Origin of the sequence: Stutzerimonas stutzeri (assembly GCF_051028275.1) — a bacterium.
In the GTDB taxonomy this organism is placed as follows: Bacteria; Pseudomonadota; Gammaproteobacteria; order Pseudomonadales; family Pseudomonadaceae; genus Stutzerimonas; species Stutzerimonas stutzeri_AS.
Genome location: NZ_CP069269.1, coordinates 1,941,609 through 1,959,561, shown reverse-complemented (window position 1 = coordinate 1,959,561; position 17,953 = coordinate 1,941,609). Strand labels below are relative to the sequence as shown.

The 17,953-nt window shown below is 56.3% G+C and carries 18 protein-coding genes and 1 pseudogene; 10 read left to right on the top strand and 9 right to left on the bottom strand.

All coding sequences use genetic code 11. The annotated features are described in order from the left end of the window. The first annotated feature begins 1,263 nt into the window (after positions 1 to 1,263). A pseudogene (locus JQR87_RS09085) lies at positions 1,264 to 2,330 on the top strand (IS110 family transposase). 377 nt (positions 2,331 to 2,707) lie between these two features. Here JQR87_RS09085 and JQR87_RS09080 read toward each other — a convergent pair. The 5 genes from JQR87_RS09080 to JQR87_RS09060 all read right to left on the bottom strand — a co-directional run bounded on the left by JQR87_RS09080 (position 2,708) and on the right by JQR87_RS09060 (position 5,152). Next, a complete protein-coding gene (locus JQR87_RS09080; protein WP_407290770.1) occupies positions 2,708 to 3,319 on the bottom strand; it encodes a DUF6338 family protein in 612 nt (203 codons plus the stop codon). A gap of 179 nt (positions 3,320 to 3,498) precedes the next feature. After that, a complete protein-coding gene (locus JQR87_RS09075; RefSeq protein ID WP_407290771.1) occupies positions 3,499 to 3,828 on the bottom strand; it encodes a DUF695 domain-containing protein in 330 nt (109 codons plus the stop codon). Between the two features lie 177 nt (positions 3,829 to 4,005). Further along, positions 4,006 to 4,209 carry a hypothetical protein gene (locus JQR87_RS09070; RefSeq protein ID WP_407290773.1) on the bottom strand — a complete coding sequence of 68 codons (204 nt, stop codon included), beginning with the start codon at positions 4,207 to 4,209 and terminating at the stop codon, positions 4,006 to 4,008. Positions 4,210 to 4,287: 78 nt separating this feature from the next. Next, positions 4,288 to 4,692, bottom strand: a complete 405-nt coding sequence (locus JQR87_RS09065) for a hypothetical protein (protein WP_407290774.1) — start codon at positions 4,690 to 4,692, stop codon at positions 4,288 to 4,290. 85 nt (positions 4,693 to 4,777) lie between these two features. Next, positions 4,778 to 5,152, bottom strand: coding sequence for a hypothetical protein (locus tag JQR87_RS09060; RefSeq protein WP_407290776.1), 375 nt, complete (start codon positions 5,150 to 5,152; stop codon positions 4,778 to 4,780). A 653-nt stretch (positions 5,153 to 5,805) separates the two neighbouring features. Here JQR87_RS09060 and JQR87_RS09055 point away from each other — a divergent pair. Both JQR87_RS09055 and JQR87_RS09050 read left to right on the top strand, forming a co-directional pair. Beyond that, on the top strand, positions 5,806 to 6,243 hold the full coding sequence (locus JQR87_RS09055; protein WP_407290777.1) for a GFA family protein: 438 nt from the start codon (positions 5,806 to 5,808) through the stop codon (positions 6,241 to 6,243). Positions 6,244 to 6,575: 332 nt separating this feature from the next. Continuing rightward, complete coding sequence (locus JQR87_RS09050; protein WP_407290778.1) at positions 6,576 to 7,886, top strand: arsenic transporter; 1,311 nt, start codon at positions 6,576 to 6,578, stop codon at positions 7,884 to 7,886. 89 nt (positions 7,887 to 7,975) lie between these two features. On the opposite strand, the gene hppD is transcribed toward JQR87_RS09050, so the two are convergent. Beyond that, on the bottom strand, positions 7,976 to 9,055 hold the full coding sequence (gene hppD / locus JQR87_RS09045) for a 4-hydroxyphenylpyruvate dioxygenase (RefSeq protein WP_407290780.1): 1,080 nt from the start codon (positions 9,053 to 9,055) through the stop codon (positions 7,976 to 7,978). A gap of 130 nt (positions 9,056 to 9,185) precedes the next feature. Continuing rightward, positions 9,186 to 9,821, bottom strand: coding sequence for a maleylacetoacetate isomerase (maiA, locus tag JQR87_RS09040; RefSeq protein ID WP_407290781.1), 636 nt, complete (start codon positions 9,819 to 9,821; stop codon positions 9,186 to 9,188). A 244-nt stretch (positions 9,822 to 10,065) separates the two neighbouring features. Here maiA and JQR87_RS09035 point away from each other — a divergent pair, with 244 nt between their 5' ends. The 3 genes from JQR87_RS09035 to JQR87_RS09025 all read left to right on the top strand — a co-directional run bounded on the left by JQR87_RS09035 (position 10,066) and on the right by JQR87_RS09025 (position 11,068). After that, a complete protein-coding gene (locus tag JQR87_RS09035; RefSeq protein WP_407290783.1) occupies positions 10,066 to 10,200 on the top strand; it encodes a hypothetical protein in 135 nt (44 codons plus the stop codon). Between the two features lie 76 nt (positions 10,201 to 10,276). Next, complete coding sequence (locus JQR87_RS09030) at positions 10,277 to 10,657, top strand: YgaP family membrane protein (RefSeq protein WP_407290785.1); 381 nt, start codon at positions 10,277 to 10,279, stop codon at positions 10,655 to 10,657. A gap of 213 nt (positions 10,658 to 10,870) precedes the next feature. Further along, complete coding sequence (locus JQR87_RS09025) at positions 10,871 to 11,068, top strand: hypothetical protein (RefSeq protein ID WP_407290787.1); 198 nt, start codon at positions 10,871 to 10,873, stop codon at positions 11,066 to 11,068. Between the two features lie 521 nt (positions 11,069 to 11,589). On the opposite strand, the gene JQR87_RS09020 is transcribed toward JQR87_RS09025, so the two are convergent. Further along, complete coding sequence (locus JQR87_RS09020; protein ID WP_407297770.1) at positions 11,590 to 12,756, bottom strand: NAD(P)-dependent oxidoreductase; 1,167 nt, start codon at positions 12,754 to 12,756, stop codon at positions 11,590 to 11,592. 124 nt (positions 12,757 to 12,880) lie between these two features. Next, positions 12,881 to 14,926 carry a dTDP-4-dehydrorhamnose reductase gene (gene rfbD / locus JQR87_RS09015; RefSeq protein ID WP_407290789.1) on the bottom strand — a complete coding sequence of 682 codons (2,046 nt, stop codon included), beginning with the start codon at positions 14,924 to 14,926 and terminating at the stop codon, positions 12,881 to 12,883. A 393-nt stretch (positions 14,927 to 15,319) separates the two neighbouring features. Here rfbD and JQR87_RS09010 point away from each other — a divergent pair, with 393 nt between their 5' ends. The 4 genes from JQR87_RS09010 (at position 15,320) to JQR87_RS08995 (ending at position 17,892) form a co-directional block, all read left to right on the top strand. Then, a complete protein-coding gene (locus JQR87_RS09010; protein ID WP_407290791.1) occupies positions 15,320 to 15,682 on the top strand; it encodes a hypothetical protein in 363 nt (120 codons plus the stop codon). Between the two features lie 76 nt (positions 15,683 to 15,758). After that, the gene (locus JQR87_RS09005; protein WP_407290792.1) at positions 15,759 to 16,079 is read left to right on the top strand and encodes a hypothetical protein; all 321 of its coding nucleotides are present in this window, start codon (positions 15,759 to 15,761) and stop codon (positions 16,077 to 16,079) included. 166 nt (positions 16,080 to 16,245) lie between these two features. Further along, entirely contained in the window at positions 16,246 to 17,427 is a 1,182-nt protein-coding gene (locus JQR87_RS09000) for a hypothetical protein (RefSeq protein WP_407290793.1), read from the top strand. A gap of 132 nt (positions 17,428 to 17,559) precedes the next feature. Further along, positions 17,560 to 17,892, top strand: coding sequence for a hypothetical protein (locus JQR87_RS08995; RefSeq protein WP_407290795.1), 333 nt, complete (start codon positions 17,560 to 17,562; stop codon positions 17,890 to 17,892). The last annotated feature ends 61 nt before the right edge of the window (positions 17,893 to 17,953 follow it).

Here is a 17,953-nt window from a genome sequence, read left to right as displayed (position 1 = left end):
CAAGCATATTGAGCATTTCTGAATCTTCCGTGGTGCCAACCTTTGACATGAGCGCCGGAGCAAGGGCGTGGCTGTCGTGATGCGCCGTCATGACGTAGCACGACCTCTGCAGCCGACCGTTTGACTAACGGACGGGGTTTAGCCCGACTCGAGTGAAGCAAACGGCTTGAACCCTTAGCGGCAACTGGCACAGCACAGAGCCCGCCTGACGGCGGGGTTAACCATGAAGTGAGTCCAAGTGGTTGTGGTGAGAAGCGAGACTGTCGGAACAGGCGAGTCCTGCAGCAGAGCAAGGCCGATAACAATGATGATCTTCGCGATCGCTTGAACGCGTGGCCCCTGCTGCGCGAACTACAGAATGGCCAGGGCAGTGCCCAGAACACGCCGGATATACGAATTCAACCGCACTGACGACAGGATCGAAAAAGCTATTCCTCATCGCTTGTGGGGAGAGTCCATATACGCTAGTTAGGCTACTTGCCACCTGGAAAAAGCCAAGGAAGCTCTGTAATAAACTTTTCTCTAAAACTTGCTTTTGTTGCCCATGCAGCAAGAAGAAATAGCATGGATACTGCCGATAACAACAACTGAATCAGTAATGGGATTTCAATGTATGAGAAATGACTTAAAAGAACTGGCGTAAAGAGAACTAGGCTCAGTGCGCTTAGTATTAGCTGTGTTACGCGGTCAGTGGTCATTAGGGTGTACTCACGGGCCTAACGTTTGGTTAAGGGGCGGGCTTTAGCCCGTCCCAGTGAGCGAAGCGAGCGATTTGAACCAATGGTTAGAGCGCTGCGCCCTCTGCTTGCGGCTCTAGAGATTCAATATCTTTTTTCAAAAGAAAGGGAATTACGAACCAGCCAAGCCCGGCAACAAAGCATGAAAAAACAATTGAAAATAAAACATAGCCTTTAGTAATTATCTTTCTTTATATGCTAAGGCCAGGCTTGCGATAGTAAATGGCACAGAAAGAGCGGCTGTAGCTATCGAAGATATAAACAGAGCATTGAAGAATTTTGGAAATAAAATTACAGCTATAGTTCCGCCTATGACGAAAATGCCAGCGGCTAGCCAGAGCAGAAATACTGAAATTTTAAGCGTGATTCTTAGTGGTTTCATGGCGCTGATAGCCTGTGTACGACTTTAGGAGTCTTTAACGATTAAGCTAAGGGGCCGGCTTTAGCCGGTCCCGAGTGAGCGGAGCGAACGACTTGAAGGCTGTAATGGACTCTCCCCGCACCACGTTTCTTCTATAACACCGTGGTGACTGTTCGCTGGGAGAGGTTCGATGAGACGCATAGCGTTGATTTGGCCAAGTCCGTTTACCAGGTTGCCGAGAGTGTCCAGGTCGGCCGGGTGGATCGGCGCAAGCGGCTCGATTCCGGGGCGTTTGCGCGATATGTACAGGAGCAGCTCGAGCCTGTCGAGTGGGTGATGGAAGCCTGTGGCACGGCTCACCATTGGGGTCGGTTGATGCGGGACAGTGGGCATCGCGTCGTGCTCTTGCACCCCCGTTACGTGCGCCCGTATCGGCGACGGAACAAGACCGATCGCAACGACTGCGACGCGCTCCTGGAAGCCGCGCGCTGCCAAGAGATCCGCCCGGTTCCGGTTAAGAGTGTGCAACAGCAGCAGGTCCAGCAGCTGCATAAGTGCGCTAGGGCTGGCAGAAATCTCGAGTGCAACGCATCAACCTGTTGCGCGGCATCCTGCGCGAGGCTGGGGTTGAAATGCCGACCAGCATCAAGCCCTTTCTGCGCCAAGCGTGCGAACTGATCGAACGGCCTGAAGTGCAGGCGCTGCGCGGCGCGCTGCAAGTGGTGCTGGCTGAGATCAACATAGATGAGCAATCGATGCGCGAATGCGAACAGCAACTGGCTCGCTGGCATGCCGACGATGAAATCGTGCACAAGCTCGACGAAGTCAGCGGCATTGGTCTGCTGACCGCAAGTGCTTTGAAGACCGCCGTCGGCAGACCCGAGCGCTTCGCCAGCGGCCGACATCTGAGCGCCTGGCTGGGCATGACGCCGAACGAATACAGCAGTGGCGAACGGCGACGGCTCGGGCGGATCAGCTGCAAGGGCAACGTCTATGTGCGCACTTTGTTCATCCACGGCGCGCGAGCCGCGCTGTTGGCCGCTAAACGCTGCCAATCAAAAACGCCTGAAAGGCTGACTCAACTACAGCGTTGGGCCTTGGACACAGCCGACCGCATCGGCCACAACAAAGCCGCCGTGGCGCTGGCAAACAAGCTGGTACGGATCTGTTGGGCGGTGTGGTGCCATGAGCGTCGGTTCAGCGGCAACTGGCAAAGCACAAAGCCCGCCTGACGGCGGGGTTAACGATGAAGTGAATTCTAGTGGTTGTGGTGAGAAGCGAGACTGTCGGAACAGGCGAGTCCTGCAGCAGAGCAAGGCCGATAACAATGATGATCTTAGTGATCGCTTGAACGCTTGGCCCCTGCTGCGCGAACTACAGAATGGCCAGGGCAGTGCCCAGAACAGGCCGGATATACGAATGCAACCGCGCTGACGACTGGATCGAAAAAGCTATCCTCATCGCTTGTGGGGAGAGTCCATATACCAGTTGTTAGCTGCGCCGAGGTGGCGGCGGAGGAGGTGGTGGTTTTACGTTTGTGGGTTGAGTGGGGTTAACGGTTATACCACCGTTAATTCCGTTATTAACTGGCGTTCTTGGTGGTGGAGGATTAGGCGCTTTCTTTGACATTTTTAAGCTCCATGAACTCAACAAGTATTACATTGCCGGCAGGGATTAGAATGTTCTTAACATTTAACATGGGTATTTCATTGTTGTCATCGTCAAGCCATGATGAGTCTTCCAGAAGGAAGTGTCCAGAACCCGCCTGTGATGGCCATTCGGTTGGCCATCCGTAAATTCGATTGCCGTCATTTAGATGCAATACTACATAAGTGATATTTTTATCAAAGGCACCGAACCACTCAGAAGGGTAGGATGTTTCTCTTGTGATTTTAAAGAATCTCATTAGACGATGAAATTTGTCATTGTTCGTGAAGTAGGCAAAAGCGATACCGAGTACTATTGCTGAAATGACTGATGTTGTTAATTCGGAATTTTGCGACCATACCCCTAGTGATGCAAGTTTTCCTATGAATAATGCAAGTGCTTTGAATGTATACGCTAATGGTTGTATTAATAGCGTAAATATTAGGGCTTGTACCACGCGTTCAAATTGCGATGGAAGTGAAAACGAAGTAAGTCCGTAATACACCCAGGCTGAGAGGAAGCCTGGGAGCAGGTATCGCAATAAGTTAATGAGTTCTTGCCCGATACTATCCATGGTTGCTCAGCTAACGTTTGGTTAAGGGGCGGGCTTTAGCCCGTCCCAGAGAGCGAAGCGAACGATTTGAACCACTAGTTAGGCGACAACTCACTGCCTGCTAACCGTGAATATGCTTCCCATTCCGGATCACTAAAAGATGAAATGTTTATCGGGAATGCTGGGAAGCACGATAAAGACTAATTGAGAATTTTCATGAAATCATCATGGCTTTTTGCATAGTACTGCCATTCTCGTGAATCTGGGCCAGTGACGATGGCTGTTAAATATGCAGTTCCTTGTTTTTCAACGGCATCTGTAAGTGTGTCCTCTAGGTTATTCATAGCCTCTTGGGTTCCCGGCGACAGGGACTCAAATGCCCAGCTAATAGCATTAACATTAGGGAAGTGTGCTTTGCCCAGCTGCTCAGCCGCATTAACGCGAAACCTAATTATTAAAGACTCTTCACCTAGAGCCGCAGTCGTGACTGACCATGACCCTTGAGGTGGAGTTATTTCGTCGCGCTTCATGCTTCGTAGGCGAGAAATTAGGTTTCGGAGCATATTGTTACTTAACGTTTGGTTAAGGGGCGGGCTTTAGCCCGTCCCAGTGAGCGAAGCGAACGATTTGAACCAGTAGTTAGACGCTGTACTGAGCCGGGCACATAGAGTGCTAAAAGTTAAGGCTCCCAGCCTTGAACAAGGAAATTACTCTTTTGTTTTAACCAGTTCTAGATAACGCCTTAAGCCCTTTTCAAGACTTGCATCTTCGATATAGAAGATGTTTTCGGCTGTGGGCTCACGCATATGGGCTGCATTCATGATTAGTTGACCAAGCCGTAGATCCGGATTGTCCTGCCAAACTTCACGAATTAATTCCAGCATCTCGTCGATGCGTTCTGGGTCTCTCATGTTTAAGCGCCTAACGTTTAAGCTAAGGGGCCGGCTTCGCCGGTCCCAGCGAACGGAGTGAGCGCTTTGAGCGCATAGTTAGAAGCCATATACGCAAGCTCCCAGCAAATCGCCAAACGCATTTGTTAAAGTTCCAATGGCTGTAACAACTATGCCTAATATGACGTTGTTGCCAATTTTTCGTTCTTCAAGGATTGTGGTAATTAGCGTGCCGTCAGTGTGGAGATCAGCAAAGCGGCCGGCACCGGACTGCGACTTATAGATGCCATTTGAGAATAGTGGGGACATTGTGAACAGGAGGCCGACCACTATTACTACCGCCCCAAATCTATTGATCCATGACCAATCTTTATGGATAACAGAAGTGAAGATTCCTGCGCCAATGGCAACGAGGGAAATAACAACCAAGAAAGCTCTAGATGCGAGCGGTTTTACTAAAGGGTCGAGTAGGTGGTTGTCGGGATTTCGGTTTTTGGTGAACACAGATCAATCCTTTGGCTTCTAACGTTTGGTTGAGGGGCGGGCTTGGCCCGTCCCAGAGAGCGTAGCGAACGACTCGAACCACTGGTTAGGCGCATTCCAGAGTAACCTCGTCTATTGCGCGGCGCGACATAGACTCCAGCTCTTCGATGAACCTATCTAGTAGCACAGGCTCCGTTTTCAGAAAAAAGCGTGCTTCAGCCGCCTCCTCCCGGGTCTTGTACTTTACGTGTTCCGCCTGTTGATATGTTGAAATGTACAAAATCTCGGGCACTTGGAAATGCAGTCTCGCGGAAAATGCACCACTCGCGTATTCCGGACCGCTCTTTCCAAGCTCCATATCGTGCAAACCACCATATATCTGTGTTCGAAAGACCTGAAGCGAGGCAGCAGTCTCTTCCGGCCAAGATGTCGGTACGTAAACCTCGTTCAGAAACGAGGACCTTCCGTCGCTCACTTCCACGGTAAGTTCGATAATGTCGTCGTCCGACCAGACTTTGGTGAAGCGAACTCGTGGTTTCATATGCGCCTAACTATAATTAGACACCAAGTGGTGTATAAGACGCCGGACGGGCGTGGTGTATAACATTCTTGAGCATCGTGGCTGAACCCGTCTAGATCAGGGATCTTGGCGCTCCGGTGACGGTATAAGGCAGTTATACACCAGCAGCCTATGGCCTGTGGTGCGCCATAAGCGCCTACGAACAGAAGCCGACATTACGCCTTAGCCGCCCAAGAGACTACTGGCCGCTTCGCATGCTGTGACGGAGGTTGGCCTCGCCCTCTCCTGCCGGCTTCTCTATATCGCTGTTACAGCGGTACTACCAGTTACAGCCGACACGCAGACGCTCACCGGCTTGCCTGCAGTTGCTGACCAAAGAAATTCTATTAAGACGCACCGGACGATGAGGCCGTCGACCTACGCCGGCAAGCCACTCGTCAAATATCTTCGTCTCTGTAAGCTGAGCTAGGTGGCAATCGGGCCGCGACAGTTACCGGCTTGCAACGCCTAGCGGAATTCACCCGTGCATCAATACTGACGTTACGAGCGCTTAGGAGGGAGTGCGCTTCGCTGGATTCAAGGATCAGCCTTGGTACACCAAGAGGAGACGCTACATGGATCAATTTACCGGTGGCTGCCTTTGCGGAGACGTTCGCATCGTGGCCTCTGGTCGCCCATTTCGAGTTGGCGTTTGCCATTGCCTCGATTGCAGGAAACACCACGGCGTGCTCTTTTTCGCTGCTGCGGTATTTCCAGAACATGCCATCTCGGTTGAGGGTGAAACGCATGATTACGCCGGCCGGCATTTCTGTCCTCGCTGCGGCTCGTCCGTTTTTGCCCGCACCGGTGACGAGATTGAAGTGCACTTGGGTGCGCTCGATTTGCCGGACCAACTGAAGCCTACATATGAATGCTGGACGACCCGCCGTGAATCCTGGCTGCCCTCCTTCGGGCCGACCCAGCGCTTCACGCATGATCGAATTGCCGCTGACGGCCAGGAAACCAGCGCTACTGAGCAATGCACTGAAAAAGAAGACGTCAACGACAGCTAAGGCTAGTACTGCGTGAGTGAGACGAAGCAGTGACGTTTCCTCAATTCCCAACACTCCGCTCGCTCTTTAGCCGATGCCAGCCAAGCCAAGCCAAGCCAAGTCTGACCCGCTCCTGCGTACGCAAAAGTATTGTGGGGCTGATAGCGACTGGCAGCCGATGGCTTAAAATCGCGCCCGGGCCGGACCATGTCAGCCTCCCCACGGCTGGTTGGCGAAAGGTGCAGCGAACGGGAATGTGCCGTTTGCCTCGCTGGGCTCTCCTCTCTTACCCGCTGCCCTTTCGCATTCGCTGACGAAAGGCACAGGCTGTTTTCTTCCGACTGGACTCACCGATGCTCGCGTTCGTCATCTTCATCATCACGTTGGTTTTCGTCATCTGGCAGCCCAAGGGGCTCGGCATTGGCTGGAGCGCACTGGCCGGAGCCCTGGTGGCGCTGGCCACTGGCGTGGTCGGCCTGCAGGATGTTGCGGTCGTATGGGATATCGTCTGGGATGCGACCTTCACCTTCGTCGCGTTGATCATCATCTCGCTGATCCTGGACGAAGCGGGGTTTTTTGCCTGGGCAGCCCTGCACATCGCCCGCTGGGGTGGTGGGCGCGGACGGCTGCTGTTTCCCTTGATTATTGTGCTCGGCGCAGTGATCGCCGCGCTCTTTGCCAACGATGGTGCTGCACTGCTGCTGACGCCAATCGTGCTGGCGATTCTGTTGCGGCTCGACTTCAGCCCGCCCGCAGCGCTGGCCTTCATCATCGCCACGGGCTTCGTGGCAGACACCACCAGCCTGCCGCTGGTGACATCCAACTTGGTCAACATCGTCACCGCCAACTATTTCGGCGTGTCGTTCTCCCGCTACGCGCTGGTCATGGTGCCGGTCAACATGGTGTCGTTGTTGGCGACGCTGGCAGTGGTCTGGCTGTATTTCCGCCGCGAGATACCGCTTCGCTACCCTGTCGATCGGCTGGAAGACCCCGCCTCGGCGATCCGTGACCATCGGGTATTCCGCGCCGCGTTTCCGCTGCTCGGTCTACTGCTGGTGTGCCTGTTCGTTACGGCCCGCTGGGAGATCCCGATCGCCTTCATCATGGGCAGCGCTGCGTTGGTGTTGATGGCGATTGCGGGTCGCTGGCTGTCGTTCGGCAAAGGGCACGTCGTCTCCATGCGAGCCGTATTGACCAATGCGCCATGGCAGATCGTGCTGTTCTCGGTGGGGATGTATCTGGTCGTTTATGGGCTGGGCAATGCGTGGCTGACAGACTGGTCCGCTGGCGTTCTGGCCTGGTTGGCGCTGCAGGGTGACCTTATTGCGACCCTGGGGACCGGCTTCGCGGTGGCGATCCTCGCCTCGATCATGAACAACCTGCCCGCAACCTTGATCGGCGCCCTGGCTATCGATCAGGCCCAGGTCGCGCCGCTCACCCAGGAGTTGATGATCTACGCCAACGTCATTGGTAATGACCTGGGGCCGAAATTCACACCCATCGGTAGCCTAGCAACCTTGCTCTGGCTGCATGTACTGGCAGGAAAAGGCTACCGCATCACCTGGGGTCAGTACGTCAAGGTGGGCCTGATCATCACGCCGCCTGTCTTGCTGGTGACGCTGACAGCGCTCGCATTCTGGCTGCCGCTGATCTCGGCCAATTAAACGCTAAACGTGCGGATCGAGCATGAGCCAGCTCGCCGGTGATCCGATCTCATAATCTCACGGTCACCGGCAAGCGGCCCTACCCGGTATCACTCGGCAGTGCTGAGCACACCGCGCTGGATCTGGTCGCGCTCGATGGATTCGAACAGCGCCTTGAAGTTGCCTTCGCCAAAGCCGCTATCGCCTTTGCGCTGGATGAACTCGAAGAACACCGGGCCCAGTACCGTACCGGAGAAAATCTGTAGCAACAGGCGCTGTTCGCCGTTTTCCTCCGCGCCATCAAGCAGGATGCCACGCGACTTGAGCTCCTCCACCGGCTCGCCGTGGTTGGGCAGCCGCTCTTCGAGCATCTGGTAGTAGGTTTCCGGCGGTGCGGTCATGAATACCGTGCCGCCAGCCTTCAGTTTGTCCCAGGTCTCGATCAGGTTGTCGGTCAGGAAGGCGACGTGCTGGATGCCCTCGCCGTTGAACTGCATGAGGAATTCCTCGATCTGCCCGGCGCCCTTCGATGATTCTTCGTTGAGCGGGATGCGGATCATGCCGTCCGGCGCAGTCATGGCCTTGGACGTCAGGCCGGTGTACTCACCCTTGATATCGAAATAGCGGATTTCACGGAAGTTGAACAACTTCTCGTAGAAGTCCGCCCAGTAGGCCATGCGGCCACGATAGACGTTATGGGTCAGGTGATCGATCAACTTCAGACCGGCACCGACTGGATGACGGTCAACGCCTTCGAGGAACACGAAATCGATGTCATAGATCGAGCTACCTTCACCGAAGCGGTCGATCAGATACAGCGGCGCACCGCCGATGCCCTTGATCGCAGGCAGCCGCAATTCCATCGGGCCGGTAGGCAGCTCTACGGCCTGCGCACCCAGCTCCAGCGCGCGCGAATAGGCCTTTTGTGCGTCTTTCACTCGAAACGCCATGCCACACACGGACGGCCCATGCTCGGCTGCGAAAAAGGCAGGTAGACCTTTCGCCTCGCGATTGACGATGGCATTGATTTCGCCTTGGCGATACAACGCCACATCCTTGGACCGATGATTGGCGACGTGGGTGAAGCCCATGCTCTCCAGCACCGGCTCGATGACGTTCGGGGTGGGCGAGGCAAATTCGATAAATTCGAAGCCCATGAGGCCCATCGGGTTTTCAAACAGGTCGGCCATGATTGGCTCCTTGACTAACTGTGCATTGATTGGAGTGACGTGAGGAAACGTCACCCCGGCGGCGCACAGGAGATGCCTCGAACACTGCGACCGAGGTGGTCGCCGAGGGTCAGTCGGAAGCCAAGGATTTTCATGATGCCGGTGTATCTGGCTGGACATCCGGATGGGCTTGCTGGAACGCTGGGTGCGCCAACGCCAGTTGCTCGACACGCTGGATTCTTGGAAGCGCACTCAGGTCCACGTTGAATCGCCGCGCTGCATAGAGCTGCGGAAGCAGATAGACATCGGCCAGGCCCGGCTCCCCAAAACAAAAGCCTTCGTCACCAATCAAGGCTTCCACCGCCTTGAGACCCTCGCCGACCCAATGGCCGATCCAGGCCATCACATCGTCTTCGGCGACGTGCAGACCGCGCAGGCGGTTGAGTACCGCCACGTTGTGCAAGGGGTGAATATCACAGCCGATCAGGGCAGCCACCGCACGGTGGCGAGCACGCGCCAACAGGTCGGCAGGTAGCAGCGGCGTTTCGGGATAGCGTTCCTCGAGATACTCGATGATGGCCGGTGACTGGATCACCCGCTCCCCTTCATCGGTGGTGAGCATCGGCACCCGTCCTTGAGGATTCAGCGACAGATATGCCGGTTGGCGGTGCTCGCCTCCTTCACGTATCAGGTTGACCGGCATCGAACGGTAATCCAGCCCCTTCAACGCAAGCGCAATACGCGCGCGGTAGGAGGACGTGGAGCGGTAATAAGTATGAAGTTCCATGGCGAATCAGACCTGCAGGCTCGCGTTTAGTTAGCGCGCTTTTATTTTTGCGTAATCAAATTACGTTTAGTGGAATTTGCTCGACTGAAGCACAGGTGTCAAGCGCCGACGCGTTGCACGTGGGCAGTGTTGATTTCAGCAATCCACTGTTTCGTTACGCCACTCGTCTGCTGCCCGCTTATCCGCCAATCAGAACAAAGAACCGAGCCGCGTTGCCGAACGCAACACAGAGCGAGGTAAACCCATGAACGCTGAAAACGCCCACCCGAACGAAGACCAAACCCAACCTGACTACGACGAATACGGCGATGTGCCTGACTCAGCCGATACCACTGGCACCGACGAGCGGCCCGATCGGGACGAGAGCCCGCTGGGGTGATCCCGAGCGATGTGACCGCGCCGGGCGTCGTCGCTGCCCGCCACCAACCCTGATGATGACGAGCTAAGGAAAAGACATGAACCGACTCTTCGACAAGACTGCTTCCCAGAACGTCCACGGCTGGGAGCGTACCGCTTCGCTGGCGAGCGGCTTGATGCTGATCCGCAAAGGGCTGCACCGCGGCGGGCTGAGTGGCATCGTTCAGCTGGCAATGGGCGGTATGGCGTTGGCTCGTGGGATCAGTGGCCGCTGTGAGGCCAAGCGAGTACTCACCCAAAACGCTCAGCATCGCCAGAACGTACCGCAGCACAATCCAGTGCAGAAGGAGCGCTACGCCCACATGCCGCTCGACTCGGAAGTTCATAGCCCTGATTTCGACGAGCCGCAGACAACGATGCCTGACACGACGCCGATGGGCCACGAAACGCACCCTGGCGAGCGCAGCGTGCCGCGGTAAGCGGGTACTTGATGGGGCATTAACCCTGAGTCGCTGGCGACAGTGCCCGTTCTCTCTCCTGAGGTGATTGGCCATCTGTAGGGCGGCCATCCGACAGATTCGACACACAAAGGACGCTGCCGCCGAACGGCGATTGTCTAGTTTTTGACGGCATGATATTTATGCGACGTGATTCCGTCACATATCGAAACAATTCGCTAGGTACACACAGAAATGGGCACAACAACAGTGGATATGCCAGAGGCTGAGCAGTGGGGTGTCGTTTATTCCTACGGCAGCGTGCTGGCGTTGTTTGAGAATGAGCTGGACGCTCAAAACGAAGCGTCCAGCTTCGGCGGCGCCGTGGTTCGGGTTGCCCGAAACCTATGGTCAGCCCTTTGCGATACAGGTGCCTCTGCCGAGACCTGTTGAGCCACCTCTACGCAGCGCAACGGATCTACCAACCGTTGCGCGACGCGAAGAGCCCTTCCCAGATAGGCATCCGGCTTCGCCTGTTGTCCTCAGCTTTGCATCCAACCGAGTCTCGCACCTGAGCAGCTTCGGGCGCGCCCCGCTACCAGATGATTCGTCTGATATGCGGCGCCGCCATGTAGGCACAGGCAATACAAAGGCTAACGATAAACATCATCATAGGAACGCGATTGGGTTTCGGCTGCTTGATATGACGCTTTCGGCTCATGGCTGTCTCCGGTATGCACACCTGCGTGCGATGCTAAGAACGATCCAGCCTGCCGAAGTTTCACCCCGCACCCGTTGGCCTGCTGCCGAGGGTTACACGTTGGAATCCGACGTGACCCGGCACATTCAGTTTGCAGCGTTGTCGCACTCTGATGTCCGCTACAGGCGCAAGCAAATGCGATCCAGACGGCCTGTACTCATCGCGATACGGGACGAGCCGTAGGCCCGGACTTCGCCCTCGTTCCGGACCCGTCTTATCGTAGCGCCTGCTGTACCGCATTGATCGTGCTGCATGGCGCCTGCGACTGTTGAATGAGCTTCTGACGCTGCTGGTCGATGATGTCGAAGACCCGGCTTGGTTGAATCTCGATATCGTCAAACGTCAGCAATTGGCCCGGTTCCACGGCTCGCTTGAGTACGGTATTACGCAGCAGACCGATGGGCACATGGTCCAGCTCGTCTGCCAGGCGTACCGCCTCGCCTCGTACGTCGAAACCGCCGATACCACGACCTATCATTTCGCCTGCTTTCATATCGCGCTTTGCAATCGCGGCGACACCCAGAGTCGGTTTGACGGAGTTGTTGAGCAATACACTGCCACCGGCTAGCACGCGTCGAACGGTTTTACCGACCTCAAGCGAACACAGATGGAATGGACGCGTCAGCACGTAATACGGGCCAGGGCCGAGCTTGAAGTACTCGATGGCGGGCGCCTGGTTTTCGTCATGACGGCACACCAGAAACACGCCGCCAGCCGGATAACCACTCGGAATTACATAGTCGACGATTGGCTGCGCCATGCCATCGGCAATCAGGCCGAGCACGTTGCCGCTGAGGTTGAGGTCGGTCGACGCAAGCCCTTCCAGACCACGGCGGGTGATGGTCGCGCCGAATCCGTTGCCGACTACAACCTGCTCTATCTGCACCTTGGTGCCATCAGTGAACGAGGTGGTTTGGTTGATGCTGATGCCCTGGCGCTTGGACCAGTACGTCATGTCTTCAAGGCTGGGGTTGTGGTTCAGATAGCCCTTCATGTTGCCGTACACAAGGGGCTTGAAACCCATCTGTATCGCTTCTTCGTGCAAAGCCGCCAGAGAGCCGGGCTGGTCGCCTTCGGCTTCGGTCAGGAAGCCTTTGCCCGCCAGGTGGGACCCGGTGGTGACCTGCAGTTCGGCATTGATGGTAACAACCGGTAAACCGGCTTCAAATGCACGCTCGATCACTTCAGTGCCAAAGAACACATCGCCCGTACATTCGACAATGATGTCGGAGTTCTCAAGCAGATCATCGATCGAGTTGGTCAGCGCGTCCTTTAGCGGAAAGTCGCCCAAGCTGTCGATTCGTCTGCGGGTTAGAACACGACTGATCGTCATGTCCTGGTAGTGCTGCATGATCAGGCGAACGAAGCAGTGCGAGATCATCCCTGTACCCGAAACACCCACCCTTTTGATCGTTGCGTCTGTCATTTCTGAAATCCTTTTGCAAAGCTCAGGCCTTCCGACCCTAACAGTTGGATATGTTTTGCGACTCGACCATTCGGCCTAATCAGTTTTGATTCACCGCCTGGCTAACCGATAGCTGCGCTGGTTCTCCAATGCTGAACGGGTAGGCCTTGAAAGGGACTCTGCTGGGCGCAGGTCCGCACGGTTCTGCTGGCAGATCGCTCATGCGGCGAATGACGTGGCGTAGCTCATCCCGCCAGTGTTTTGGCCGAATGCCGAAGGTCGTTTCGATTAGCGAGCAGTCCAGCACTGACCAGGCGGGCCGCATGGCGGCGCGAGGCAATCGATCGCTGGCTACCGGCACAACGCGAGGGGCTTGCTCGATCAGCCCGACCAGTTCGGCTTCACGGAATATCTCCGTGGCGAACTCCGCCCAGCTGCAGGATGATGAACCGCTGTAGTGATACAGCCCCCACTCCAGATCACCGTCGCGGCAGTAGCGCAGAGCCAGCTCGATCAGTACACGCGCAACGCTGCGCGCGCGGGTCGGGCAGCCGACCTGATCGCTGACCACTGAAACTTCGTCGGTCTTGCCGCCCAGATTGAGCATCGTTTTGACGAAATTGTTGCCCCGCTCACCGTAGATCCAGCTGGTTCGCAAGATGAGGAAGCGATGCAGCGTCTGGCTGATGGCTTGCTCGCCTGCGTGACGAGTGGAGCCGTATACGCTGTTCGGCATCGGCTGATCGGTTTCACGGTACGGCTCGGTACCGTCGCCTGAAAACACGTATTCGCTGGACAGATGGAACAAGGGGATATCGAACTGGCGGGCGGCGGCAGCCAGGTTGGCCGCACCGTCGCGGTTGACCGCCTCAGCCTGTGCCACTTCCGCCTCGGCGTGATCCAGGTTGGTATAGGCTGCAACGTTGATGATAAGCGCCGGTTTGTAGCGCTCGACCGCCTCGTAAACGAGGTCTGCGCGGGTGATGTCCAGGGCACGGCGAGACAAACCGATTGCATCCAGCCCAAAGCTCGCAGCCTGATTTATCAGGCAATAACCGACCTGCCCTTCGGCACCACATACAAGAATTCGCATGTTGTCTTCTAACGCACGAGAGAGCCCGACAACAGACGCGTCAGTACAGGTAACGGTTTTAGAGGCAGCTTTGGGCCGCTGTTCATTCGTCTCGCCCGCCCCCTTTGGGAATAGCTCGCGCACTGTCACGCCCAGCGCCTCAACCGGCGCATCGGCCGGCTCCGGAACCGGCGAAAAGCTGAAGCTCTCCATCAGCCCAGCCGCGATGATGCGTGCTTTGGCGAACTGACCTCGGACCAGCATCGCAGCGATCAGACTGAGCCGGGACGCGAAGAGGCCCAGCACGCGTCGTTTTCGGAAGTACTTTCGAGCAACGAAAATCTCGTTACGCACGAGATGTCGGTGAAGTGCGATGCGGGCGGGATCTGGCTCTCGCAGGATATCGATCGCGCCACTGACGCGCCGCAGGTGCAGTACCTTGCTGGCAGCCACCAGGTAGCCCGGCACGTTCTGGCTGATGCGCATGGTGAATTCGGTATCGTCCCCCCACATGAACATGGGGGCCAGCGGCAAGCCATGCTGAGCCAGTGAGCTGCGCGGAACCAGAATGGACACATAAGTGGCCGGGCGCACCGGAATGACGCCGATGTCCAGCAAAGCAGGCCAGTTTTCGTAATCGATGGAATTGGTACGCTCATCGACCCGAGGCACGTTGGTGAGCAAACCGCTTTCGGTGTAGGCCATCGAGAGCAGGTACGCATATGGCTGTTTCCGCTCAGCGAGACGCTCCCCACCCTGCATCAACTGCTCAAGCGCATCCGGCTCGGGTATCACGTCGTCGTCCATCATCCAGATGAAGTCCGCACCCTGTTGATAAGCGAGCCGAAAGCCCGCGCTGAAGCCTCCTGAAGCGCCAGTGTTATGCGACAGCACATAAACCTTTAGGTTGGGTAGCTCCGACTGCAACAGCATCTGGTCTGTGCCGTCATTACTGGCATTGTCCACGACGATGATGCCCGCGCATGGGCGGGTCTGTGCATGAATCCCGTCCAGGCAGCGCTTTAGCAGGTCCTTGCGTTTGTACGACAGCACGACTGCGTATATCTGATCCATTGAAACGCTCGGTTCAATTCAACAAGGCAGAAAATTGCACCCAGACAGCAATGCACTTACCGGTTCGCGTGGCGCGACGGAGATGAGCTGCGGTGGCGTGATGGGCTTTAGCCATGACGCACAGCTCAGACTCAGTTGCTTCAAGAGGGTTCACTAAATTGCAACGAAATATATTGCGCTTTCGGCCATACGTTCCCACCTGCCGAACCGGACAAAAACCCCGCGCCAGACGCCACGGACGGACTCGATGAGATAAACGGATGCATCGCGCTGGCTGCAACGAGCACCCGCGTCGCTCGACCGATCACTGAACCCACCACAATACGACACGCGTGGCGAACTCAATGTCCGGGGCCTGTTCAGATGTTCTGATAGCCAAAACGGAGAAGCTGGATGAATAGACGTTTATTGGCGCTGGTTAGCCTGACGTTTGCAGTGCCTGCGCTAGGACAGGACCCGTTAGTAGCCACACAATTGAATGGCATGGACCTGGAGATTGAAGAACTGGGCGTACCTTCGGCGTCTTCCGACAAGGTAGACCTTAAAGGCGTGCTGGCGATCAGAGTCACCAATCGCAGCGGGGAGATTGCCTCCTGCCAGTTTCACGCATTACCCGAGGAGACGGTGATGACGGCAGCGCCGGCCGCTTCCATCAGCCCAAACGAGCAAGCTGTCATGAGAGTGCCGGGTAAGTATTCGGCGGGCGGACCTATCGCCTTACTGGTGTGTAAACCAGAGGGTGTTCCGAATCGCTGAACCGAAGCGTCTTGTCTGCAGTGAGTTAAGCGGGCATCTATGCCGATTCGTCGGCTTACAGAACGAGGAGAACGTCATGAACAGATCCATCATGAAGTCGCTGGCATTGGCCACGCTGCTTGCCGCTGCTGCTCAGCCAGTTCTCGCGCAATGGCCGGCAGGCACGCCCCGTGAAGACACCGGCGCGCGGCCAAGCCCAATGGGCAACCCCACCCCCACGGAAAAGCTCGAAACCTACCGAAACGAGCAGGGTCAGATCGTGACCGAGGATGGACGTCGAGTTAGGGGCATGCCAGAAGACGATTCGGTACCTAATAGAAACATGCACCGTACCGAACAAGAGACTGTCACAGCCGACCCGCCGCACGCCTCGGCAACGCCGGGCGAAATCGAATAACCAACCGTCCACGGGTTGGCTGGAAGCAGCCAGCAGCCGTTGGGACTGGGAGACAGGGCCGAGCAGCGAATTGCTCGCCCTGTTTTGTTATACGAAACGCTCTGTATACCAGCAGACCGCGTCAATTTTTCTATAACGCTTTGATCGAATCACGGAACGCAACCGAATGAGCCGCTCGACGCTGGCTGGACGACTAGTGGCTACTGCTTTGCTCGGCCTGTTGACAGGCTGCACCGGGACCGAACGCCTCGACTCGGCAGTCGCAACCATCAATCAGGATTACAGCCGCCTGCAAGACGAAGCGCTGCTGCTGAATATCGTACGTCGCAGCGTCTCGCTACCCGCCCACTTCACAACGGTGACCACCATCCGTGGCCGGAGCCGTTTTTTCGCAGGAGCCAACCTGACACTTCCATTCGGCGGGCAGGCGCCCTCGGACTTCAGCTTCAATCCCCATATGTCGGTCGAACAAGGCCCGGGGTTCGACGTGTCGACTCAGGATAACCAGGAGTTTTACCGCGGCTATGTGGCACCGATCAGCACTGTCTCGCTGGCGTTCATGTTGCGCCAGGACTATGCACCGGAGCTGATACTCTCGCTTTTCCTCGAGAGCGCACAGATCGAAGGGCCGAACGGAACGGAGCGTTTCTACAACAATCCGTCCAAGGTGGTCGACTTCGAGCGCTTCCAGAACCTGATAAACCGCCTTGTCGATCAGGGCATCACCATGGAAACCGCCTTTCTTGTCAGCAACTTTGGTCCGGAGCTCGAGCTCAAGCAGCCCCCCTCCATCGATCAGCTGATTTCAGTTCGCAAGGAGGACCTGGCAATCAGTTCGAGCGGCAACAACCGCTATCAGCTCACCGAGTCGGTTGAAAGCGCCCGGTTCTGCTTCGTCCGCCCTAAGGAAGAGCTGTTCAAGCTTGCACGCTGCAAGCTTGAAGGTCGCAAGGAGTTCCAGCTAGGCGACTCGGACTTCTTCGGCAGCGTGGGTGGCGGCCGGGTGTATTTCGAAGCCAAAGGCATCGGCAAGGTCGAGCTGCACACCCGCTCGCTGGCCGAAGTGTTCGACTATCTCGGGGAGTGCGTGCGCGAACAGGAAGCGCAAGGCTCATTGCTTACGATCAGAACCCACCTAGGGCCACAACCCATCATTCGCGTGCAAAAAGGCATGACGACGAACGCGGTAGTCAGCACCGAATTCGCGGGCGATCGCTACTGGATTCCCAAAGGACCAGACGGCGGGCAGTCCGGAGCCGTGCTGTCGATGGTTTCGCAATTGCTGGCCCAAGCTCAATCCGTTGAGAACATGCCCATCAACAGCACGATCAATTTGATTGGCCAGTAGGCGTTGCGCCTGAATGGCCGACCGTCGGTAATGAGCCTCCGCCCAGAACTCTCATGGATGATGGGGTACGAAATTCATGTCAGCGCCATCCTCTGGTGATGACTTCCCAGAAAATTGCAGAGGAGAAGCAGCATGAACCTGAAATGGCAAAGAACCGTTGGCGGTATCGCTCTGGCAACTGCCCTGGCGGCTGGATCGACCATGACTCACGCGGCCGACACGGACTACAACACCTGGGATGCCGATAAGTCTGGCTCCGTGGATTACAACGAGTGGGGCACCCGCTTCGATAACGATGGCATGTTTTCACGCTGGGATGCGGACAGAGACGGTGTCCTGACCAACGATGAGTACGGCCAAGGTGTCTATAACACCTATGACAGCGACAAGAGCGGTGACTGGAACGAGGATGAGTACAACCGGTTCCGCGATGACTCGGGCGACGGAGGTTGGCTCGACGTCTAGCACCGCGGCTCCAGTCTTTACCATGTAGTAACCACCCCCTCTCGGGGGTGGTCTCGTTTCA